Below are 24647 nucleotides of genomic sequence, written 5' to 3'. Positions count from 1 at the left end.
GCGTAATAGATTAAGTAGGATGATTTAAATATCTTGTAAAACCTATAACTAAAATTATAAATGCTAAATACAACCTGCTAAAAATCACACTTCTTCAATTACCTTTTAAATTTTTGTGCGTAGTTAAATCCCTTTCGTTCATCGTTATATGAACTAAGGTAACAATTGCAGCTAAAAATTTAGAGTAGGTCATTCTTTATTAAATGTTGTTTAAAATTTTAATGAATAGAAGTTAAGTAGAGTGGATAACATTGTGTAAATTACGTGTGCTTTTTACTTAAAGATAAGGGGTGTAGTTGTTATTCTCATAATATTAATTGGTGAAGGTGTAAATAAAATATAAAAAAGAGCCACAAAAGTGGCTCTTTTAAATGAGTATTACTTATAAATCAAATGTACGTGAAATAGCTAAAACAATACGCTCATCAGAATAATCGTAATCTAAGCTGGTATCTTCAGCCGCTACTTCAATATTAAAACCTTCGTAACTAGTTTGATAAGCTAGGCGGTAATGTCTGTATGATTTTTTCTGGTTTACATCCCACTCCCATTTGTCGCCATCAAGTGAGTTTGATATATCAAAGCTGGCACGTAGAGCGTGGTTTGGTGCTAGCTCGTACGTGTGTGCAATCATTGATATTACATGACCCGCACCGGTTCCAAAGTAGTCCCAGCTGTACCAAAAGTTAAGTTCAGTTTGACCATACTCACTCGCATAACCAAATTTAGTGTATGTTTCTGCGTAATTAAAATCGCTGTTGTTACCTTGGTAAGTATAATAAGCGATACCGTAATCTGCACTAAATTGCTCATTTAGTTGTACATATTTACCTACATAAGCATCAAGTTCAAAATCAGTGTCATCACCAAAATCAACATTTGAAGCCCATACGCCAGCATATACGCCGCTATCAAAAGCATAGTCTAAGCTGCCTTGAATTGCTGGGTCGCTATCCGTTTGGCTTACACCGTTAAACGTATAATCAGACGCTGCTGTGATTGTTGTTGACCAATCAGCTGCTGCGGTTGTTGATAAAAGTGCAAATGGTAGTGCTACTACAAGTTGTTTTAGTTTGTTATTCATTGTTTATCCCTAGTGTACAGTGTCTATTTTTGTGTAATCAATTTTATTTTCTTTTGGTGAGCTATCAATATTAGTTACTGTTTTAAATTTGTTATAGCCAATAAATGCGGCACAAATAAAGAACAAACCAATTACTAATGCACCTACCCATTGAATTTGTAAAAATTCTAATTTAAATAATAGCGTCAATAACGATAGGGCAATAACGTTCATCGCCATGTACTTTGCTTTACCAAAACGTTTTACAGTTAAATTAAGGTTATCTGTATATAAGCGCACTAACGAATCAAGTGAGTTAATTACAAATACAATACCTACAAACACCATCGCAAAGTTTTTAATACCCTGAGTCGAAATGCCTGCTTCGTGGTATTGGTATAACACGCTAAACCAGATTGCAATTGGAATTGAAGGAAAGATTAACATTGCACCAAGTACTTGGTATGTTTTAAGACCCCCGACAAAACGTGATGTAAATTGACCAATCATTATGCTCCATGCGAACCACCAGAATAAATAAAACTCATGATAGTCATTAAGCGGTAAAACAAATTCATTAATATTAGCGAAATACGTTCCGATTGATCCTAGGTTATCTGTAAATGCTGACATCTCATTGTCGCCCATTGCAAAAGCGCCAACCCACATAAAGGCAATCAATGCTAAAAACAGCCACGTAGTAGAAATACTTAAAATACGAACATATTTAATATCTGTACTCGAGTACACAGCAAAACAAATAGCAGCGAATACGATTAGATAAAACTCAGGAGCTACACTTGAATCATCAGCCAATCCAGGTAAATACCAAGATAAATTGTTCAATAATAAATAAGCGGTGAATGCGCATGTACCAATAATTACAACATTATTGATAAATTTAACCCAAGGAATTTCGAAAAATTTAACTTTAGGTTCTATTACACAGAAATAAAAGCACGTAAGAAAGTAAAATCCCCAGATTAAAAATCCCCAGTAGCCAAACTCAATAGCCAGTGGATTTGCAAACGCGTATTCTGGGCTTGCTTTTATGTCTGCATAACCTGCAAACTCGGTTAAAGGAAACATTATAAGACCTACATCAAGGCCTGACGTAAATAGTATAGCGATAAAAGTAAACGTTTTTACCGGTGTTACACCTACTACTCGAACATTACCCCATTTAAGTAAGATAATAATAACCGCTAGTAAAGTAAAAATGATGCCTGCATTAAGCCAAATAGTCATTGTTACCCTCCAGTAATGAATAAAAATAATTCATAAGCACTCCGTATTTTATTGTTTTATTCTTGCATTAACACAACGTAACCTATTTACATCGTGTGCCACTGCAAGGCGCCCTTTGGTTTAGCCCGACGAGACTAAACCAAGCGAGTGGCTAAAGTTAGATCTCCGTACTACGTTGTGTTTCTTGCCAATTAGAATTTATGGCAACATTCACATCCGATTTCTGTAATGGGTTTTTACCTAAGATTATGTCAGCTGCTTTTTCGGCAACCATAATAGTAGGCGCATTCAAGTTTCCGTTAGGAACAGTTGGGAAGATAGATGAGTCAACAACACGTAGTCCTTCAATACCATGTACTTGGGTATTAGAATTAACAACGGCCATATCGTCTTCACCCATTTTGCACGAGCAAGAAGGGTGGTATGCGCTTTCTACGGCTTGGCGTACAAAGGCATCTATTTCTTCATCTGTTTGAATATGTTTACCTGGTTGAATTTCTTCATCGCGGTATTCATCAAAAGCATTTTGCTCAATTATATCGCGCGTTAAGCGCACACAGGCTCTAAAGCCTTCAATATCGTCTTGATGCTCAAGGTAATTAAATAAAATGGTTGGTGGCTGCTCTGGGTTAGCTGAAGCTATAGTGACACTACCACGGCTTTTTGGTTTGTTATGACCAACATGTACCTGAAAACCATGACCAGCAAATGCACTTCTGCCATCGTAACGCATAGCGGCTGGCAAAAAGTGATACTGAATATCAGGCCATTCAACACCTGGTTTTGAGCGAATAAACGCACACGATTCAAAATGATTCGTTGCACCTAAACCTGAACGCGTTAATAACCAACGAGCTCCAATCAAACCTTTTGAAATAAGACCTAGCTTGCCATTGAGTGTAATAGGTTGCTTACACTTGTATTGAAAGTAAAACTCAAGATGATCTTGTAAGTTTTGACCAACACCAGGTAAATGATGCTGTACTTCAACGCCTGCTTTTTCAAGCGTTTGAGTATCACCAATACCAGAGAGTTGTAAAATATGTGGAGAGCCGATAGGGCCTGCACTTAATATAACGTCTTTTGCAGCATGTGCAGTTTTAACGTCGCCATTTACTTTGTATTCAATGCCAGTGGCTTTTTTACCATCTAAAATCACGCGTTGTGCTAGTGCACCAGTAATAATAGTTAAATTACTACGCGATTTAACAGGGTCTAAGTACTCACGAGAAGCAGAGCTGCGCACGCCGTCTTTTACGGTCATGTGCATCGGGCCAAAACCCTCTTGCTGCGAAGCATTGTAATCATCAGTAGAAGCATAACCCGCTTGAACACCTGCTTTTATAAAGGTGCGATAAAGTGGATTTTGCATTTCGTTGCCGTTATTAACGCCAAGCGGGCCTTTGCCACCACGGTAAGTATTTTCACCAAGGTAAAAGCTTTCTGCTTTTTGAAAATACGGTAAACATGATTGGTAATCCCAACCGTTTGCACCGTGTTGCTGCCATTCGTCAAAATCTTTTGCGTGGCCACGTACATATACCATGCCATTAATAGATGACGAGCCGCCTAATACTTTACCGCGAGGACAATGCATTTCCCGATTATCTAAATGAGGTTCTGGTTGTGTATGAAACTGCCATGCATATTTGTCACTATTCATAGGAATAGATAACGCGGTTGGCATTTTTATAAAAATACTTTTATCGCTACCGCCAGTTTCAAGTAGTAATACACGGTTACTTGAATCTTCAGACAAACGGTTTGCTAAAACACAACCAGCCGAACCCGCACCAACAATAATATAGTCGTAATGATTACTCATAGTAGGGCGCCTTAAAATGGGCTTTCTATGTCGGTCATACCAACATAAATAGACTTAGTTTGTGTGTAATGATCAAGTGTTTCTATGCCATTTTCACGACCAATACCCGATTGCTTATAACCGCCAACTGGCATTTCAGCAGGTGAGTTACCGTAAGCATTAATCCAACAAATACCCGCTTGTAATTGGTGTATAACGCGGTGTGCGCGTTTAATATCGCTAGTAAATACACCTGCGGCTAAACCAAGGTGAGTGCCGTTAGCACGTGCAATAACATCGTCTTCGTCTTCAAAAACAAGCACGCTCATTACCGGACCAAATATTTCTTCTTTAACGATAGTCATGTCGTCATTACAATCAATAAACACAGTCGGTGCTACAAAATAGCCATTAGGGGCAGATTCCGGAGACAGTGTTGTGCCACCAGTTAATAGCGTTGCGCCTTCTTCGATGCCTTTATTAACGTAGCTCATTACTAAATCTTGATGCTTTTTAGAGATAAGTGCGCCAAAGTTTGTATTTAAATCTTGAGGGTCACCGGCAATAATGTTTTTCTCAGTGCGCGCTTTAAGCTCATCAATAAACTGCTGATATACATTTTTATGAACGTAAATACGTGTACAGTTAGTACATATTTCGCCTTGCGTATAAAAATTACCTAACATCGCAGCGCTAACAGCTTGCTCAATATTGGCATCATCAAAAACTAATAGCGGAGATTTACCACCAAGTTCCATCGTTACATCTTTTAAAGTACCCGCAGCGCTTGCCACTACTTTTTTACCTGTGCCTACTTCACCAGTGAACGATACCTTATCAATCTCACTGTGCTGTGTTAGCCACTGACCTACATCGCCCGCACCTTGAACAATATTAAACACACCAGCCGGTACACCAGCTTCAACAAATACTTCTGCAAGTTTTAGTGCACCTAGTGGCGTTTCCTCTGATGGTTTGAATATAAACGCATTACCAGCAGCGAGAGCAGGGCCCGACTTCCAACATGCAATTTGCAAAGGGTAGTTCCATGCACCAATACCAGCACATATACCTAATGGTTCTTTGCGTGTGTAATAAAAATCGTTGCCAACCATTTGTTGCTGGCCTACTTGTGCAGGAGCTAAACCAGCAAAGTATTCAATTACATCAGCGCCAGTTTCTATATCAACACAATTTGCTTCTTGCATTGGTTTACCAGTATCGAGTACTTCTATTAGTGCTAACTCATCGTTGCGTTCGCGTAACAAAGCAACGGCTTTTAATAAAATACGACTACGTTCAATTGGCGCCATTGCTGACCATTGAGCAAAACCTTGTTTTGCGCTTTCAATAGCTGCGTTTTGAATAAATTCATCAGCAATTTCTACTGCGTAAATAACCTCACCCGTTGCCGGATTTGTTACATCAAATGTTTTGCCGCTTTGGTTTGCAAGGAAATGGCCGTTAATAAAATTTTGATAGACAGGTGTAGTCACGCTAGGCTCCATATTGCTTTATGAGTGAATGTACATAGCTTTTTGCTAAATCTTCACTGTGTTTAAACTGGTTATTATCTGATTTACTAAGTACTGCTCTTAACCATAGGCCATCGATCATTGCGGCGCTAAGTTCAGCAGCTTGTTTGGCTTGCTCTGTAGGCATTAATTGCTTAAAAGAGAATGCTAAATTACTTTGCAAGCGATTACTGTTTACATTTTGTAATCTGTGTAGTTCAGGGTCGTGCATTGATTGAGCCCAAAAGCTCAACCATGTTCTAGTGGTGTCACCGCGTTGCTGAACAAGTGCAAAGTTGGCTTCAACTATAAACATCAACCTCTGTACTGGGCTTGTATTACTATCAACTTTCCCAATTAACTCTTTATTAAGATTTGAGAGTAGGTATCTAACAGTGGCTTCAATGAGCCCTTGTTTGCCACCAAAATAATGACTAATTATGCCAGACGATAAACCTGCATTTTTACTAATGCTATTTATCGTTGTTCCTTGCAATCCACGCATTGCAACCGACTCTATTGTCGCGTCAATTAACTGCTGACGCCTGACAGGTTCCATTCCAACTTTAGGCATAATTATTATTAATTGAACGTTCAATAAACATAAGCTTAAGGTAATAGCTCTAATAATTCAAGGCTAAAGTAAATTACTAGATGCTAAAATGTAGATAGATTATTAACAAAAACACACGAAAGCCCGTAAAGTTAGTGCTTAAAGGAGGTGCTTATAATTCATTAAAAAACAAATGGTTAGGCTTTGCTTTGACGAGGGGGATGGTTGTAACGTATTCTTTACTTGTTCGCATTAATAAAACGATTAAAAATAATGTTAGTACGGTAATGATTAGAGTACTAATAGTATTATTTTAATACAATGGGTCAATAATGGAACAATTACTTAGTACACTAATAAACTTTGAAAGAAGGAATGATTGCTAAAAGCAACCTAATTAGACCATGCACATCTAGCTAAAGTTGCTGTTAAAACTAAATGTAAGCAATACGCCAATTTAATGATCTATTGTATTTATTAACCCTTTAAAAAGCAGAGGGTAGCGTCTTAATCTGTTTCCTATATAGTCATCAGCCAATATTTGTTGGCAAATAAAATCAATATCTTCGCTTGCTTCAAAAACCCAATCAAAGCGCTCTATGGCGAGTAAAAAGCCACGCTTTAAATGGGCTTGGGAGCGATACTGCTCCAAATTGCTTTTAATAATAGAAACTTTGCTAGGATTAGCTCTAAGCTCTTCTACTACTTGATTTATAAAAGTAGTATTGAGCTTACTGGTAGGGCGGTGTCTGCGTTTTCGTGGGTGCATTAGCTCTCGTTTGCAATGTTATATAATTTTTTTAAAAAGTCGTCTTTGTGTTTTTCATGTTCGTATTCAAGATGGTAAGTATTGTGAAAACCAAAGCGTAATTCAACACCGCTACCTTGTAAGTATACGGTGTAACCATCTACGTCTGAATATGCAGTAACACCTTGATAATGTTTACCTTCATCAGTCATTTCACCTTTTTGAATTATACGTTCATATACGGCTAAAATCTGTTTATTATCGATTTCGTTTTTCATGTTTTATGCCCTTCCTTTAGTAACTCATACGATACAGATATGAGGGTCGATCATCTTAAAAACAATAGCTAAAAAAGTATGATATTACTTTGTAATTTAGCTTTTTTAAATTATGCTCAAAACTCATTTATTGTTGAGCTTACACCATGATAGACAAGGCGTTACTACTAAAAACTCGAGAGTTATCAGATCAATTAATTGCATTGCAAACTCCAATTAGGATACTTGATGCTATTAATTGGGATAAACAAACTAAAGAGGAGTTTTTTAGACAAAAATGTCAAAAAAATCCACTTATAGACCGCGCATATTACCAACAGCGCGATCTCGGATTTGTACCTAGCGAGTTACGCCAAGCGTTTTCTACTTTGCACCGCAACATTATTAATCAATTGGGGCAGTTAAATCCGATTGCTCAATATATGGGAAAAATGTGCACCGAGTATAAAACGGTATTAAGTATGCTTGAATATCGTGGCACGCCTGAGTTTCATGACTTATCGGTGGAGTTATTTGGTCACCCTAAAGATTTATTTCATGCAGGTGAGCCATCACTATCTGAACTAGCTAATATGTTAGAGCAGCCATTACAAAACTTATTAGTTGCAGACATACTGCCTGATGATCCAAAAAACATTGATGCGGTTGATGCTGTGCGCATTTTATCTGAGCAAGTTAATGCAAGTATGACGGGTATAAATGTAGAAGTAATGCTTAGCGATGGTATTGTCAGTGATGCTGCAGCGGGTGCTAATAATATAAAACTAAATCAAGATGTTAAGTTTTCTCAGCGGGAACTTGATATTTTAGAAGTTCACGAAGGGTGGATACATGTAGGTACAACTCAAAATGGTTTGGCTCAGCCGTATTTAACATGTTTGAGTAAAGGCACGCCTAGCTCAACTATTACCCAAGAAGGTTTAGCGGTACTAACCGAAATTATTACTTTAAAATCGACTCCAAGGCGTTTATCTAAATTAGTGAATCGTATTCAAGCCGTTACAAAGGTAATAGATGGCGCTGAGTTTGTAGACATTTACCGTGACTATGTAGCGCAAGGTTTATCAAAAGACGACAGCTACACACTCGCGCAGCGTGTATTTAGAGGCAGTACGCCAACAGGTCTGCCTTTTACAAAAGATATTGCCTATATTAAAGGCTTTGTACTGGTATATAACTTAATTCGCGTAGCAATACAGCTAGGTCGAATCGATAGACTGCCTTTATTACTCGTGGGTAAAATATCGATAGATGACTTTAGATTAATATCTCAACTTCATGATTTAGGTGTAATAGAAAGCCCTAAGTTTGTGCCACCACATTTTAAAGATTTGCGTGGTTTAGCAACTTGGTTGAGCTTCGGTCGTTTTATTGGTGACTTATCGTTTGAAAAGTTAGAAAACGACTATAAACCGCTATTTTTATAATTAATCAATATACTTATCGACATAAAAAAAGCCCATAACGGGCTTTTAAAATAAAGTACTTTAGGTTTTGCTATCGAGCGTTGGTGCTTTCAAATATTTTGTCAGCTGAGGCTGCAACAAAACCAGTATAAAGCTCACCGTCGGCTTTAGGGTAACGAATAGCAAACTCATAAAAACAGCTAGGAATGCTCATATCACCGTCACTAAAGGTAACAGAGTATTCATCAGCCAGTGTTGACGATTGCTCTAGTAACACCTCTGGTGAGCCTTTAACTTCGCCGCCTGACGTATTAAGCGAAAAGCCAGCCTCTTTAAGGGCTTGGTTAACATCTTCAATATTATCAAACTTAGCAAGCGTATTAATATTTACGGTAAAGTGATTGGCACGGTAGCCCCACGCCGACATCCACGCTGCATATTCGCTTTCAGCTAGCAGTTGTTTGTAAGTATCGGTGCTTACTTGCCAATGCGTGCCTGAATACAAAAAGTTGTCAGCAGTAACAGCACTTTCATCAATTTTATCAACCATGTCGGTTACGATAGCTTGTAACTCTGGCGAGCATTTTTCTACTAGTAGCTCAGAAATAAATACTTTTTGCTGATTCGGATCGCTATGCTCGTAGTGCTTTGCATATAGTTTTTTAGCTTCAAAGTGGTACTCACCACATTCTTTGTAACCAATAGCTAAAAAATGAGCTGCGAGCTTTTCAAGACCTACTTTTTCGATATTAAATGTACGCAGCGCAATATGATCGTTAATAATGTCATCTTTTTGCGTTGATCCTAAAAGGTCATGAATTTTGTCTGCCGATGGTGTTACGTTTAAGTAGTTTTTCCAAAGGCTCTCAAATAATGTGTTTACATCAGTATGCATGTTAAATCCTTAAATCTAAAATTTTGGTTTTATTGCTTATTCAATTACCAAGCCAGGCGCTAGGGTTTGCGGTAAGCTCACTTTGTCTGACTCAACAGATGCCACAGGGTATGCACAGTAATCAGCGGCGTAATAGGCACTTGCTCTGTGATTACCACTGGCGCCAATACCGCCAAATGGAGCAGCACTAGAGGCACCCGTAATAGGGCGGTTCCAGTTAACAATCCCTGCACGAATGCGCTTTAAAAAGTGAGTGTAATCATCTTCGTTATCAGCCAATAAACCTGCAGATAAACCAAAGCTTGTGTTATTGGCTTCAATGATTGCGCTGTCAAAGTCATCAAAGCGATACACTTTAATTAGCGGTCCAAAATGTTCTTCATCGGGCATGTCGGTAATGTTTGTTACATCAATAATGCCGGGGCTTACAAAACCTGTGCCTGGTTTTAATTGCTTAAGTTCAACAAGGATTTGTGCGCCTTTTGACACTAATTCACTTTGCGCAGCGACCATACCCAGTGCTGCTTTTTCGCTTATCATTGCACCCATAAAAGGCTGCACTGTAGCAAAGCTGTCGTCTACAACTATGTTTTTAGTCGCGCTTATTAGCTTTTCTAAAATAGCATCGCCATTGAGCGATTTTTCAATAAATAAGCGGCGTGCACACGTACAGCGCTGACCTGAGGTAATAAAGCCTGATTGAATAATATCATGCACAGCAGCGCTTATATCACTCACGTCTTTTACAATAAGGGGGTTATTACCGCCCATTTCAAGTGCTAAAATTTTGCCCGGGTGTCCTGCAAATTGCTTATGTAGTAAGTGACCTGTGTTTGAGCTACCGGTAAAAAATAAGCCATCTATGTCTTTATGAGATGCAAGTGCTTTACCTGTTTCAATTTCACCTTGCACAAGGTTAATAACGCCCGCTGGCAAACCTGCTTTTAGCCAAAGTGAGAGCGTAAATTCTGCAACGTGCGGCGTCAGTTCTGATGGCTTAAATATTACGGTGTTGCCTGCTAAAATTGCAGGAACAATATGCCCGTTTGGTAAATGCCCCGGAAAGTTATACGGGCCAAAAATAGCCACAACGCCATGCGGTTTGTGTCTAATAAATGCTTTAGCACCGGGCATTGGGTTTTCGGTTGTACCAGTACGCTCATGATACGCTTTTACAGATATAGCTACTTTGCCTGTCATTGCGCCCACTTCGGTGCGGGTTTCCCATAATGGCTTACCTGTTTCGCGTGCAATTATGGTCGCAAATTCTTCGCTGTGTTCTTTTAATTGAGCGGCAAAATTTTCAAGAATGGTTATACGCTCTTCAAGCGGCTTATCTGCCCATTGTACCTGTGCTGCTCTGGCTGCTTTGATAGCTGAATCTACTTGATCAGCGTTTGCGCCATTACCTTGCCATACCACATCGCCATTACTTGGATTGATTGACTCAAATGCTGGACCAAGGCCCACATGCCACTGGTTATTAATTAGGTGTGTATTCATAAATAATTTACAGGCGGAAAAATCGCGCTGCATCTCCTTGGCTTAAATTAAGCGCCTTAGCTACATCTTGGCTAATGACGAGAGTATGTTTTGCATGATTGTAATGTGCGTCTTTGGTAAATGTTGCTCTAAAGCTACTTACGCCTTGATTACATACAGCCAACGTATCAGAGCTATTTTGTGATATGTGATCAAGCTCACCAATAGTAATAGGGCAAACTTGAGAGTCGCGAATGCTGCGAATATTACCAAGCTTTGCTTCAACTGTTGGGCCTGCGTCAAATAAGTCAACGTAGCCTCTGTGCTCAAAACCTTCTTTTTCTAATAACTTTAGCGCAGGTTTTGTTTTTTCATGCACATGCCCAATAACTGCTTGGGCTTTTTTGCTAAGCAAGTTCACATAAATAGGGTATTTAGGCATTAACTCGCTAATAAATACTTTATCGCCTAAGCCAACTAAGTGATCTGCTTCTGGAAATTCGATACTAAAAAAGTGCTCTTGCAGCCATTGCCAAAAAGGAGAATGACCGTCTTCGTCGCTAACACCACGCATTTCTGCGATAACAGTATCGGCAAAACGCTCGCTATGCTGAGCCATAAACAAAAAGCGTGAACGCGATAAAAATCGACCCGTTAAACCTTTACGGTTATTTTCGCGCAAAAATAATGTGCATATTTCAGAGCAACCTGTGTAGTCGTTACACATGCTTAAAATATCAACGGTGTTATATACTTTTAAAGTAGGCGAGTGATGAACTGTTTTACCTAAATGATAATGGTACAAAGGCACCGACAAGCCCACGGCAGCTTCAATTGCTGTAGTGCCAACAACTTCGCCTGTTTCACTGTCTTCTAAAACAAATAAGTAGCTTTCATCAAGTGGCTGGTTAATGTTTTTGGCAAAGCTTTTTTCAGCGCGTTCAATTTTTTCTTTTAGCTGTGCATCATCAACAGGTAAAGAGGTAAATCCATGACCGGATTCAATCGCAATTTGTTTAAGTGCGTCAAAATCATTGGCAGTAATAGGACGTAATACTTGCATTTATTGCTTGCTCCAATAGCACGCCTGTAGGCGTGCTAACTTAAACTATATTAACCGTTTACTACATCGCTAACGGCTTTTTCAAAGCGCGCTAAGCCTTCTTTAATATCTTCAAACGGGATAACTAAAGATGGCGTAAAGCGAATTACATTCATGCCAGCTACAAGGTTCATTAAACCATTATTAGCACTTGCTACTAAAAAGTCGCGTGCACGGCCTTCAAATTTGTCATTTAATACTGCGCCAATTAATAAGCCTTTACCGCGTACTTCACTAAACACGTTGTATTTTTCGTTAATTGCATTTAAACCATCACGGAATAACTGTTCGCGCTCTTTAACACCGTTTAGTACATCTGGTGTATTTACGGTATCAAATGCAGCTTCGGCTACGGCACAAGCAAGTGGGTTACCACCGTAAGTAGAACCGTGCGTGCCAATTTTTAAATGCTCAGCAATGTGTGTGCGAGTGATCATAGCGCCAATTGGAAAACCACCACCTAATGCTTTTGCCGTTGTTAAAATGTCAGGTACAACTCCTAAGCCTTCGTAAGCGTATAAATCGCCTGTGCGGCCAACACCTGTTTGTACTTCATCAAAAATAAGTAGTGCGTTATGTTTAGTACAAAGTTCACGTACTTTTTTAGCAAATTCATCTGTTGGTGAAATAATACCGCCTTCACCTTGTAATGGTTCCATCATAACAGCACATGTTTTATCGCTGATCAGCGCTTCAAATGCCGCTATATCGTTAAAATCACAATGTACTATGTCAGCTGGTTTTGGACCAAAGCCATCTGAATAAGCCGCTTGCCCGCCCACAGTTACTGTGAAAAATGTTCGACCATGAAAACCTTTATTAAATGCAATTATTTGCGTTTTTTCATTACCATATACGTCTAATGCATAACGACGAGCTAGCTTAAGCGCTGCTTCATTGGCTTCTGCGCCTGAGTTTGCAAAGTAAACTTTATCAGCAAATGTTGCTTCAACCATTTTTTGAGCTAAACGAAGTGCTGGCTCATTGGTCATAACATTTGATAAATGCCAAATTTTTTCACCTTGCTCTTTTAATGCTTTTACTAATGCAGGATGACAATGACCCAAACAGTTAACGGCAATACCACCAGCAAAATCGATAAACTCGTTATTATTTTGATCCCAAACGCGCGAACCTTCACCACGAACTGGAATAATTGCTGATGGATTATAGTTTGGTACCATTACGTCGTTAAATAAGTCTCTTGTTACTTGCATTTTTACACCTAAATTTTATGGCTGTTTAAAAAGAAATGTTGCTAAAACAAAGAAGAATATAGCCTGTATTCTTCAGCAAGCTTGATATTATTTTGTATAGAGCGTCATTATCGAACGTTAGAGGTTAAATTTGCAGTGCTATTTTGTGAAAAATGATTAGAATAAAAGGCAAAATAACGAAAGTAATGTGCATTATGATAACTCCACAAGACGAAAAGCTATTATCTATATTAAAAACAAATGCTAGAGCGAGTATTTCAGACCTAGCAAGGCATCTCAATCTTTCGCGCTCTACCGTACAAAGTAGAATGTTAAAGCTTGAGGAAACCGGTGTAATTAAAGGGTATAGCGTAGATTATGGAGATGACTATTTAAACAAAATGGTGTCGGCGCATGTATCTATTAAGGTAAGACAAAAGCTAACAACAAAAACTAATTTAGAATTAAAACAAATTGATGCTATTTCACAGCTGTATGCCATAAGTGGTGAATTTGATTTAATTGCCGTAGTACAAGCGCAAAACTTAGAAAAGCTGAGTCACTTACTCGATGATATTGGAAATCTTGATGGGGTAGAGCGCACAACATCTTCTGTTATTTTAGAAACAAAATTCAAGCGTTAAAGCTGTATAGTATTTTAAAAATATAAGCATTATGAAGCGTTTTAATAATTAAACGTTCTATTATTTAATATTATATAAAGATTAATACTAGATTTAAGTTGTGCACGTTTTTATAAGCTCTGTTTTGCAAGCGGTTGTTTTAAAGCTTAGCTAAAGATTGGTAATCAATAAAAATAAGTCGGTTTAATAATGATAACTTTTTTATTAATTCTACCGTTATTATTTAGTTTGTATTTGCTTTTTTTCTGAGCTCTCTGGATGAAGCGCTCTTTTTACGACTATTTTTTTAGCTTTATCAAGCTTTATAAAATAGGCATTACCGCCAATTCCATTAAATTCTTCATCAGTAAATACAATTGTATTATCGTCGTAAAAAGTAATGGCTTCTTTTTGCGTAACAATACCTAAGTCAATTCTTGATACATCCCCTGAGAAAAACTTGTCGCCTTTAAAGTTCTCGAATAACCAAATACTGGTTGAATCGAGTAATACTAATTTTTTACGATCAGGACTTAATGCAGCTGATGTTATCCAACATAGTTTTTCCATGGTTGTGCAGGTTTTAAATGAGTCGATGAGCTCGGCGTTAAAATTGGCAGCATGATCTCCCACTTTATAAACTTTTGTAATGCCATCAAAAGGTTCAGTACGATTTTTAGTAAATAGATACAAGTGACGCCCTAGCGCTACAAAAGCTTCTAAATCAAAATTACGGTTGTTTGGTTTAATAGGTGTTCCATCCATTTCTGGATAGGTAAATTTTATTATTTCAGCTTCGGTTGTATTTGTTTTTATATCGATAGGGTTTTCTATTTTGTAAATTGTCAACCATTTACGATCGTTTTTGTTATTTCCAAAGTCCCCTAAAAAGAAATGCCCAAATTTGTTTTGAGTCATGTCTTCCCAGTCAATATTTTTAGCATTAGTTACTAATATCTCTTTAGCAATTGAACCGTCTTTATTTAGTCTGTACAGCTTAGGATCGTCGCCACTGTCGTTAATAGCCCACAAGCGTTTATGCTTATCAAATTCGATGCCTGATATTTCTTTTAATTTAGGGTCTACTGATATTTCTTTTTTACTATAAAGGGTATAAATTGAAGATCCAATAAAGCTAGTAATAATAATAAAAATGAGCGCTATAGTACTAAAAATGCTTTTTTTCAACATGAAATTATATATATTTCAGAGTATTAAGATGTGTGTATTATCGCTGATGAAAGTATATAACAAAAGCGTTTTATAAAATTAGTATTATAGTTAAGGCTAATTGTGTCTTTAATAAATAAGTACCAGCTTTATATTTAGTTGGTTTAAAAATTGCTCTATATAACGGTGGTTTTTAAAACGCACTATTGAGCATTAAATTGCACTTAATGAGTGCGTTAAAAGAAACTACTGCACTGTAATAATGCGTAAATAAAGTTTTGTTTAACTTATACATGTTTAATGATTTTGAATGGAATCCACATCGCCTTTTTGTTTAGTTGTATGGCCTGTGGCAAAGATTAATTACCCTTTATGGTTTAGTTGGAGCCTGCTATGTTGAATAAACGTTTTTTTAAAACAAAAGATGAAGCTGAAGTTACTTTTGAATTTTCTCACCCAGAAGCAGAGCAAGTCTGCTTATTAGGTGAATTTAATGATTGGCAACCTGTGCCAATGAAACTTAATAAAAAGCAAGGTGTGTTTAAATACAAGCAACGACTTCCCGTTGATCAGCAATTTCATTTTCGTTACTTAATAAATGGCGATATTTGGGATAATGACCATCAAGCTGATGGTTATATTGGCAATACATTTGGAACAGAAAACAGCATAGTAAATACGCAACGTATAAATTAAGGTAGGGTAATGGACGCTCTTTCGCAGTTGTTTTACCTGCATGGTATTGGCTATGAATTCACTAAATATACTGGTGAACAGGTTTTTTTTAGCGAAGAAACGCGAAAGCGTGCTTTGCAGTGCTGTGGTGTAAACACCGAAGACAGCAATCAAGTTGCACATCTTAACTATGAGCTAGACGCTGCGGGTTGGTTACAATTAGTGCCAAGTGTTAGCTTGGTTGAATCACCTAAAAATACGTTAAAAATACGCATTGATGAGCGCCAACGTCATTTTACTGCCCATGTAAATATTGAATCACTTAATTGTAATTTAACATTCGATACACTTAATGATTATCCCGATACAGGCGAATATAATTTACATGGGGTACGTTATATTGAGCTCAGTCTTTTATTGCCCGATATGCCATCTGGTTATTATGATGCGACGGTGCAGGTAGGCGATAATTTATCTCATACTCAAATCTGGTTTGTGCCTGAACAAGTTTATCAAACCGTAGATAAAAAACGCACGGGTTTATCTATACAGTTATATACCTTAAAAAATAACGCTAAGCTTGGTATCGGTGATTTTAGTGATTTATTTACATTAACAAATTTGTGTAGTGAACAAAATATGGATTATATTTTACTTAATCCATTGCATTTATTGTTTGCAAATATGCCAGAACGAGCAAGCCCGTATAGCCCCAATAGCCGTGCACTTTTAAATCCTCTCTATATATCAATCGACTTATGTGAAGACGCTAATAATAACGCACAGCTGAGCACTTTAATGCAAAGTGATGACGTTGTATCACTTACACAAAGCAATGATCAGTTTATAGATTATGAAAAAGTAAGCCGTATTAAGTACACGTTATTTACAGCGCTCTATAATCAGTTTGAATTAACAGCAAGTAAAGAGCGCCAACAAGCATTTACTGATTTTTGTAAAACAAACACAAGCACATTAAATACGCTTGAGTCACTTAACCCATCATTTGACTATTACTTACAATGGCAAGCTCATACTCAATTAGCACTGTGCCAACAAAATTGTGAAGTTAAAGGAATGGCAATAGGTTTAATTAATGACTTAGCTGTTGGCTGTGCTGGTGATGGCGCAGAATTTAAAAGCCAACAGTCCTTATTTAGCCAAGGTGCTAATGTTGGTGCACCGCCAGATCCATGGGCAGAAGCGGGTCAAAATTGGGGATTACCTGCACTTAATCCACATAGCTTGAGCAATAATCATTATGAATTTTATCGCGCACTTATTCGCGCCAATATGCAAAATGTTGGTGGGCTCAGAATTGATCATGTAATGGCAATTCGGCGCTTATGGTGGTGTTTTGACAATAATAGTCAACAAGATGGTTGTTATGTTTATTACCCGTTTGAGCATTTACTCGCGATTTTAAAAATTGAATCTCATATAAATCAAAGCATTGTTATAGGTGAAGACCTAGGCATAGTTCCGCCTGAGGTGAGAGAAGCGTTGGCGAGTAGCGGTATTTTTTCTAACAGTTTGTTCTATTTTGAAAAGCAGCATAATGGTGAGTTTTTATCGTTGGACAACTTAGCACCACATTGCTTATTAATGATTGCTAATCATGATGTTCCACCTTTTACTGGCTGGTGGCAGCATGATGATTTAAATATAAAGCAACAATATGCGCTAATAGATGAGCAACAACATGCAGAACTAACAGAAGTACGAGCACAAGAACAAGCACGCTTACTGCGTTTTATTAATCAAACTGAAAATAAACAACTCACACTGCAAAGTAATGCGATAGATGTGTATAGCGCGTTAGGCATATGTTTGGCACGTTCACAGTCGCGCTTGTTTGCGCTACAAATAGATGATTTAGATGAGCAGCAGTACCCTGTAAATATTCCTGGTACAGATACAGAATATCCTAATTGGCGTCGTGTATTAACGCACACATGCGAAGAGATTTTTAGTAAAAATGCATCGCTATTAGCTGCTATCGATTCTATAAGGAAAGATTAAATGAGCAGTTCTATTACCAATAATTTAAAAACAAATAACGAAAAAGTAGAAAACGCTAAATTAGACACCTCTAAACAAGGAACCGATTACGACGCGCAAGTAAGCACTTTAAATATAGGGCGTTTTAAGGATCCATTTAGTTTTTTAGGCGCGCACAAAGTAAAAGGTAACGGTGTTGAAATACGTTTATATTTACCTAAAGCGCTTAGCGTTAATATAATAATTAATAACCAGCTTATAAAAACTGAACGTTACAAACAAAGTGATTTGTTTATTGCTTGTTTAAGTGAATTACCCGTATTGCCGTATCAATGCGAAGTTAAGTACGAAGATGCGCTAATTACTTTTGATGATGAGTATAGCTTTGACAGCGCGCTTGATACAGATGCTATGTATTTATTTAATGAGGGTAGTTTAGAGCATGCTTACTCTCATTTTGGCGCACACTTTACAACGCAGCAAAATGTTGATGGGGTGCGTTTTTGTGTATGGGCGCCCAATGCAGCAAGTGTGTCTATTATTGGTGAGTTTAATTATTGGCAAACAAATCGTCATTTTATGCGTTTTCATCCAGCGAGTGGTGTATGGGAGTTATTTATACCAGGTCTTCAAGCCGACATGTGCTATAAATTTTCGATTACAGCTCAAAGTGGTGAAGTACTTGAAAAAGCAGACCCTTTTGCTTTTAAAATGCAGCAAGCACCCGGTACTGCAAGTGTATTGCAATATAAACCAGAACCTATAAAGCTAGATGAATACGCTCTACAAAACAGACAAAAACGTAACCATATTGATGCGCCAATTAGTATTTATGAAGTACATTTAGGTTCGTGGCAACGCGCCGAAAACAATCGTTATTTAAGCTATACAGAGCTTGCAGACAAGCTAGTTAACTATGCGCTTGAAATGAATTTTACGCATTTACAGCTTATGCCTATAAGTGAATACCCTTTTGATGGCTCGTGGGGGTATCAGCCAGTTGGTTTATTTGCGCCAACGAGTCGTTTTGGTGACTACAGTAGCTTCAAATATTTTGTAGAGCAGTGTCATAAAGCTAATTTAGGTATTTTACTTGATTGGGTGCCAGGCCACTTCCCTAGTGATCCGCATGGTTTACATCGATTTGATGGCACTCATTTATATGAACATGCTGACATGCGCCAAGGCTTTCATCCCGATTGGAATACTTATATTTACAACTATGATCGCCCAGAGGTTAAAAGCTTTTTAATTTCTAATGCTATGTATTGGTTACACCAATTTGGACTTGATGGTTTACGAGTAGATGCTGTGGCGTCAATGTTGTATTTAGATTACAGCCGAAAAGAAGGTGAATGGGTTGCTAATTGCTATGGAGGTCGTGAAAACCTCGGCGCTATTGAATGTTTAAAGCAGGTTAATTTACGCAGTTACAAAAATAACCCCGGAATAATGATGGTGGCTGAGGAGTCAACAGCATGGCCAGGTGTTACGCAAAGTGTTGATCATAATGGTTTAGGCTTTGGTTATAAGTGGAATATGGGATGGATGAACGACAGTTTACGTTACATGCAACACGACCCACTTTATAAAAAGCATCATCATCACGAAATAACATTTTCGATGGTGTATGCATTCAGTGAAAATTATATTTTGCCACTGAGCCACGACGAAGTTGTTCATGGTAAAGGATCTTTAATTGAAAAAATGCCAGGCGATGATTGGCAGAAGTTTGCAAACTTGCGTGCTTATTACGCTTTTATGTGGGCTCACCCGGGTAAAAAGTTATTGTTTATGGGCTGCGAAATTGCTCAGCGTAAAGAGTGGGGGCACGATCATTCCATCGATTGGCATTTACTGGATCATCAAAGTCACAGCGGGATTCAACAAACAATTAAACAACTTAATTTAGTTTATAAAAACCAGCCCGCCCTATACGAACTAGATACGAGCGCCGCAGGGTTTAATTGGATAGACAATAATAATAATGAACAAAGCATATTAAGCTTTGTTCGCTTTGCTAAAAATGCCCACGACTTTATTGTTGTTATTGCTAACTTTACGCCAATGTCGTACCAAAGTTACGTAATAGGTGTGCCAGCTAAAGGTCGTTATAACGTTATTTTAAACACTGACCAAACATTGTTCTTTGGATCGGGAATAGAGGTTACCCAAAACTCTTCCCAACTTATTGAATCGTCAAATATCCCAAGTCATGGTTTTGATCAAAGCATTAATATAGCCATTGGCGGATTAACTACTATTTATTTACATAAGGTCGATGATGAGTAATCAATTTGAAGCAACTCATGGTCATGTTGAACCGTTAGGTTCAAGCGTTAAAAGTAACGGCGTTAACTTTGCACTATATGCACCAAAGGCTACGCAAGCTTATGTGTGTTTATTTGATAAAAGTGGTCATTCTGAAATATTAAAAATGGCGATGAACATTAATGAAGGTGGTATTTGGAGTATTCATATAGCGCCTTTAAATGCTGGTGCGCTATATGGTTTTAGAGTTGAAGGAGAATATAACCCTCAAAAAGGGTTATTATTTAACGAAAATAAACTGCTCATAGACCCATACGCTAAAGACTTATTTGGTGAGTTTACTTGGAGTGAACGCCATTACGGACAAATGCCAATAGGCACTAAAAGTAATGTAAATAATGCCATTGATATACCAAAATCTAAAGTAGCGGCGCCTACATTATATGCTTATAAAAAACCAAACCACAGATGGTCTAATACTGTTATTTACGAATGCCATGTTAAAGGCACAACGTGTCGTCACCCTAAAATACCTAAATCGCTACAAGGTAAGTTTTTAGGTTTAAGTCATCCTACTTTTATTGAGCACTTACATAGCTTTGGTGTTACTGCTGTTGAATTATTACCGGTGCATGCATTTATTAGTGAGCAATTTTTGACTGGCAAGGGGCTGCAAAATTATTGGGGGTATAACACGCTTAACTTTTTTACCCCACACAAAGACTATTTGATAAACGACGATATAAACGAATTTAAACAAATGGTTAAAGAGTTTCATGATGCAGACATAGAAGTAATTTTAGACGTTGTTTATAACCATACCGCAGAAGCGGGCACTGATGGTCCTATTTTATCGCTAAGAGGCTTTGATAATTTAGCGTATTACCGCACAGTAACAGATAAGCCAAATATTTATATAAATGATACAGGCTGTGGCAATACAATTAATATCGATCACCCTAAAACGCTGCAACTTGTGCTCGACAGTTTACGTTACTGGGTTGAAGTAATGGGGGTTGATGGTTTTAGGTTTGATTTAGCAACTATTTTAGGTCGTTCGCAATCAGGGTTTAGTGCGTCGCACACGTTTTTACAAGCGGTTGCTCAAGATCCAATTTTAAACAAAGTTAAACTAATTAGTGAACCATGGGATATAGGGCCTGGCGGTTATCAATTAGGCGCTTTTCCTTCGCCTTGGCGAGAATGGAACGATCAGTATCGTGATGTAATAAAACGCTTTTGGAAAAGTGAACAAGGTATTATTGCTAACGTAGCTAAGCGTTTGCATGGCTCGTTTGATATTTTTGAGCACAGTGAACGAGGTCCGCTAAATAGTATTAACTTTATAACGAGTCATGATGGTTTTACGCTTGCCGATTTAGTGAGCTACGAAGAGAAACATAATGAGGCAAATGGTGAACAAAATCGTGATGGTCACAGTGGCAACCATTCTTTTAATTGTGGCGTAGAAGGGTTTACTAACGATCCTAAAATAACAGCACTTCGCCTGCAGCAACAAAAAAACTTTTTGCTAACGCTTATTCTATCCAAAGGCGTGCCAATGCTCTCGGCTGGAAGTGAAATGGCGCATTCTCAAGGTGGAAATAACAATGCTTATTGCCAAAATAATCGTACTAGTTGGCTTGCATGGAAGGATTCGCAATTAAACCACGCTTTAACCCGTTTTATAGACGATGCTCTAAAAATTAGACGTGCCCATAGCGCGTTTAAACATAGTGTGTTTTTAGATGATATAGACGAGCGCTTTACCGTCAAATGGTTTACCGAAAAAGGTACTACCATGACTGATGAACATTGGCATGAAGATGCTAGGCAGTTTTTAATGTATAGCCTACTCGATAAGCAAAATAAACACGCGCTATTAATCGTCTTTAACGCAAGTAACAAAACAGTTTTGTGTCAATTGCCGCCGTCACCAATTAGCGCGCCTTGGCAAATGGTTTTATCAAGTGTAAATAATGCATCTGTGAGTAGTAACAACGATGCGATGGTTGAAATTTCTGCACAAAGTAGCTGGGTATTCAGTGCAAACTTAGAGGAAGTAGGTCATGGCTAAACAAGATGAACAAGTGTGTGTAGTAAAGGGTTGGCAAGAAGGTCCGGTTATTGATGAAAACACGCTAAAGGACGACTTAACACGGCATTTTTATTACACCCTTGGGCGCGATAAGGTTGGCGAATCAAGGTTATATTTATACCACGCTTTAGCACTGACTATTCGCGATCGGCTCGTTGCACGATGCAGAGAAACTAATCAGCAAATTAAACAAGAAAAGCGCCGAAAAACAGCTTATTTATCTCTAGAGTTTTTAATGGGTCGCGCACTTGGCAATGCAATATTAAACCTAGATTTAGACGACCAAGTAGCGGCTGCGTTACAAGAATATTGTACAACAATAGAAACATTAGAAGATGCAGAGCACGATGCAGGGCTTGGTAATGGTGGACTTGGGCGTTTAGCAGCATGCTTTTTAGATAGTTGTGCAAGTTTAGCATTACCCGTTATTGGTTATGGCTTACGTTATGAATACGGTATGTTTAACCAATCTATAAAAGATGGGAATCAAATTGAGCAACCAGATAACTGGTTACGTGAAGGGCATCCGTGGGAGCTTAGCGCCCCAGAGCATGCTAAACGCGTTAAATTTGGTGGTTACGTGCAAAGCTATACTGATAAGTATGGTCGTGAGCATCGTCAATGGATGAGCTCTCACGATGTATTAGCAGTGCCTTACGATGTACCAATTCCTGGATATAAAAACAATATTGTTAATACACTGCGTTTGTGGAAATCAGAGGCGACAGATGAATTTAACTTAACAGAGTTTAACGCAGGTAGTTATTCAGAAGCGGTCGCGCAAAAAAATCTGGCTGAGCAAATAACGATGGTGCTTTACCCAAATGATAGCAGCGAAAATGGTAAAGAGCTTAGGTTACGCCAGCAATACTTTTTATCATCTGCGAGTATTCAAGACATAGTTGATCAATGGGTTGCACAACATGGCGAGAGCTTCCGCGATTTTTCTGATTTTCATGTTTTTCAGTTAAATGATACGCACCCAAGCATTGCTGTTGCTGAGCTTATGCGTATTTTAATTGATGATTACGAACTTGATTGGGATGACGCTTGGCAAATAACGACCAAAACAATGGCATACACAAACCATACATTATTACCCGAAGCACTCGAAAAATGGTCTGTATCGTTATTTTCAAAACTATTACCGCGTATTTTAGAAATAGTTTACGAAATAAATGCCCGCTTTTTAGCACAAGTTGCACAACATTGGCCTGGGGATGTAAATAAACAGCGTGCGTTGTCACTTATTGAAGAAGGCGATGAGCCACAAATACGCATGGCGTATTTAGCTATAGTAGGCAGCTATTCTGTAAATGGCGTAGCAGCATTGCATACCGAGTTATTAAAAGCAGGTTTGTTTAAAGAATTTTACGCATTATGGCCTGATAAATTTAATAACAAAACAAATGGTGTAACACCACGTCGTTGGCTTGCACATTGTAACCCTATTTTAAGTAAACTTATTGGCGATAAAATTGGTAATGATTGGGTGGGTGATTTTGCTCAAATTAGCCAACTACGACGTTTTTTTGATGACAAAGCATTTCATGCACAGTGGCAATCTGCTAAACGTGAAAACAAACAACGCTTAGTTGATTTAGTTAAAGCACGGTGTGGTATCGAGTTTGATGTGTCGATGATGTTTGACGTACAGGTAAAACGTATTCACGAATATAAACGCCAGTTATTAAACGTGTTGCATGTAATTCATTTATACGACCGTATTCGCCGTGGCGATACAAAAGGGCTAGTGCCACGTTGTGTACTTTTAGGTGGTAAAGCAGCACCAGGCTATTACATGGCTAAAAAAATTATTAAGTTAATTAATAATGTAGCCGAGGTTATTAATAAAGATCCGCTTGCTGCACCTTATTTACGTGTTGCATTTTTACCTAATTATAATGTAACTGCTATGGAAGTTATTTGCCCTGCAACCGATTTATCAGAGCAAGTTTCAACAGCGGGTAAAGAAGCTTCGGGCACAGGTAACATGAAGTTCATGATGAATGGAGCCCTGACCATTGGTACGCTTGATGGGGCAAACATAGAAATTAGAGATGCTGTAGGCGCTGATAACTTCTTTTTGTTTGGCGCAGAAGCACATCAAATCGACGATATTAAATCGCGCTACAATCCAGAGCACTTAATTGCTCAAAATAGTGATTTAAATAATGTAATGCAACTACTCGAAAGCGGCCATTTTAACTTATTCGAACCATGCTTATTTGACGATATAACAAATGCAATTAAGAGCCCACACGATCCATGGCTTGTAGCGCACGATTTTGAAAGTTATGTGGCAGCCCAAAAAGAGGTTGATAAAGCTTACGCAGATCAAACTTATTGGACACAAATGAGTATTTTGAATACAGCCGCAAGTGGGATGTTTTCAAGTGATAGAACTATAAGCCAATACAGTGACGATATTTGGCACTTAGAACCACTCAATATTAGTGAAACAGACTTAACGACAACTAAAAGCCATGCCACTAAAAGCCTAGACTAAATGGAGAGAGT

19 protein-coding genes are annotated in these 24647 nt (G+C 38.0%); 7 read left to right on the top strand and 12 right to left on the bottom strand.

Going from position 1 to position 24647, the window contains the following annotated elements:
* Positions 1–382 precede the first annotated feature (382 nt).
* The 7 genes from L647_RS0112425 to L647_RS0112395 all read right to left on the bottom strand — a co-directional run bounded on the left by L647_RS0112425 (position 383) and on the right by L647_RS0112395 (position 7208).
* The gene (locus L647_RS0112425; RefSeq protein ID WP_024611379.1) at positions 383–1084 is read right to left on the bottom strand and encodes a TorF family putative porin; all 702 of its coding nucleotides are present in this window, start codon (positions 1082–1084) and stop codon (positions 383–385) included.
* Positions 1085–1093: 9 nt separating this feature from the next.
* A complete protein-coding gene (locus L647_RS0112420; RefSeq protein ID WP_024611378.1) occupies positions 1094–2311 on the bottom strand; it encodes a BCCT family transporter in 1218 nt (405 codons plus the stop codon).
* A 157-nt stretch (positions 2312–2468) separates the two neighbouring features.
* Positions 2469–4136 (bottom strand): choline dehydrogenase, encoded by a 1668-nt coding sequence (betA, locus tag L647_RS0112415; protein ID WP_024611377.1) that lies wholly within the window; start codon positions 4134–4136, stop codon positions 2469–2471.
* Positions 4137–4147: 11 nt separating this feature from the next.
* Positions 4148–5611, bottom strand: coding sequence for a betaine-aldehyde dehydrogenase (gene betB, locus L647_RS0112410; protein WP_024611376.1), 1464 nt, complete (start codon positions 5609–5611; stop codon positions 4148–4150).
* A 1-nt stretch (position 5612) separates the two neighbouring features.
* Entirely contained in the window at positions 5613–6188 is a 576-nt protein-coding gene (betI, locus tag L647_RS0112405) for a transcriptional regulator BetI (protein ID WP_024611375.1), read from the bottom strand.
* 451 nt (positions 6189–6639) lie between these two features.
* Positions 6640–6951, bottom strand: a complete 312-nt coding sequence (locus L647_RS0112400; RefSeq protein WP_024611374.1) for a hypothetical protein — start codon at positions 6949–6951, stop codon at positions 6640–6642.
* The gene (locus L647_RS0112395; protein WP_024611373.1) at positions 6951–7208 is read right to left on the bottom strand and encodes a DUF3081 domain-containing protein; all 258 of its coding nucleotides are present in this window, start codon (positions 7206–7208) and stop codon (positions 6951–6953) included. Before L647_RS0112395 ends, L647_RS0112400 begins: the two co-directional genes overlap by 1 nt.
* 146 nt (positions 7209–7354) lie before the next feature.
* Between L647_RS0112395 and L647_RS0112390 the strand changes: the two genes are divergently transcribed.
* On the top strand, positions 7355–8635 hold the full coding sequence (locus L647_RS0112390) for a flavohemoglobin expression-modulating QEGLA motif protein (protein WP_024611372.1): 1281 nt from the start codon (positions 7355–7357) through the stop codon (positions 8633–8635).
* Positions 8636–8705: 70 nt separating this feature from the next.
* On the opposite strand, the gene L647_RS0112385 is transcribed toward L647_RS0112390, so the two are convergent.
* The 4 genes from L647_RS0112385 to L647_RS0112370 are packed head-to-tail and all read right to left on the bottom strand — an operon-like array spanning position 8706 to position 13310.
* Entirely contained in the window at positions 8706–9509 is an 804-nt protein-coding gene (locus L647_RS0112385; protein ID WP_024611371.1) for a DUF1338 domain-containing protein, read from the bottom strand.
* Positions 9510–9545: 36 nt separating this feature from the next.
* Positions 9546–11012, bottom strand: coding sequence for a succinylglutamate-semialdehyde dehydrogenase (gene astD / locus L647_RS0112380; protein ID WP_024611370.1), 1467 nt, complete (start codon positions 11010–11012; stop codon positions 9546–9548).
* A 7-nt stretch (positions 11013–11019) separates the two neighbouring features.
* Positions 11020–12054, bottom strand: a complete 1035-nt coding sequence (astA, locus tag L647_RS0112375) for an arginine N-succinyltransferase (RefSeq protein ID WP_024611369.1) — start codon at positions 12052–12054, stop codon at positions 11020–11022.
* A 50-nt stretch (positions 12055–12104) separates the two neighbouring features.
* Positions 12105–13310, bottom strand: coding sequence for an aspartate aminotransferase family protein (locus L647_RS0112370; protein ID WP_024611368.1), 1206 nt, complete (start codon positions 13308–13310; stop codon positions 12105–12107).
* Between the two features lie 194 nt (positions 13311–13504).
* Here L647_RS0112370 and L647_RS0112365 point away from each other — a divergent pair, with 194 nt between their 5' ends.
* Entirely contained in the window at positions 13505–13933 is a 429-nt protein-coding gene (locus L647_RS0112365; protein WP_024611367.1) for an Lrp/AsnC family transcriptional regulator, read from the top strand.
* Positions 13934–14152: 219 nt separating this feature from the next.
* Here L647_RS0112365 and L647_RS0112360 read toward each other — a convergent pair whose 3' ends face one another.
* On the bottom strand, positions 14153–15103 hold the full coding sequence (locus L647_RS0112360) for a hypothetical protein (RefSeq protein WP_024611366.1): 951 nt from the start codon (positions 15101–15103) through the stop codon (positions 14153–14155).
* Between the two features lie 372 nt (positions 15104–15475).
* Between L647_RS0112360 and L647_RS0112355 the strand changes: the two genes are divergently transcribed.
* From L647_RS0112355 to L647_RS0112335, 5 genes are read left to right on the top strand one after another with little or no spacing between them, the layout of a single operon-like run.
* Positions 15476–15778, top strand: a complete 303-nt coding sequence (locus L647_RS0112355; RefSeq protein WP_024611365.1) for an isoamylase early set domain-containing protein — start codon at positions 15476–15478, stop codon at positions 15776–15778.
* Positions 15779–15787: 9 nt separating this feature from the next.
* Positions 15788–17779, top strand: a complete 1992-nt coding sequence (gene malQ, locus L647_RS0112350) for a 4-alpha-glucanotransferase (RefSeq protein WP_024611364.1) — start codon at positions 15788–15790, stop codon at positions 17777–17779.
* The gene (glgB, locus tag L647_RS0112345; RefSeq protein ID WP_024611363.1) at positions 17780–20050 is read left to right on the top strand and encodes a 1,4-alpha-glucan branching protein GlgB; all 2271 of its coding nucleotides are present in this window, start codon (positions 17780–17782) and stop codon (positions 20048–20050) included.
* Positions 20043–22106 (top strand): glycogen debranching protein GlgX, encoded by a 2064-nt coding sequence (glgX, locus tag L647_RS0112340; protein WP_024611362.1) that lies wholly within the window; start codon positions 20043–20045, stop codon positions 22104–22106. The genes glgB and glgX overlap by 8 nt, the downstream gene beginning before the upstream one ends.
* Positions 22099–24636 carry a glycogen/starch/alpha-glucan phosphorylase gene (locus L647_RS0112335; protein WP_024611361.1) on the top strand — a complete coding sequence of 846 codons (2538 nt, stop codon included), beginning with the start codon at positions 22099–22101 and terminating at the stop codon, positions 24634–24636. Before glgX ends, L647_RS0112335 begins: the two co-directional genes overlap by 8 nt.
* Positions 24637–24647 lie beyond the last annotated feature (11 nt).

The organism is Pseudoalteromonas sp. TB64 (genome assembly GCF_000498095.1).
Classification (GTDB): Bacteria; Pseudomonadota; Gammaproteobacteria; order Enterobacterales; family Alteromonadaceae; genus Pseudoalteromonas.
This window is presented reverse-complemented; position numbering and strand designations above follow the sequence as displayed.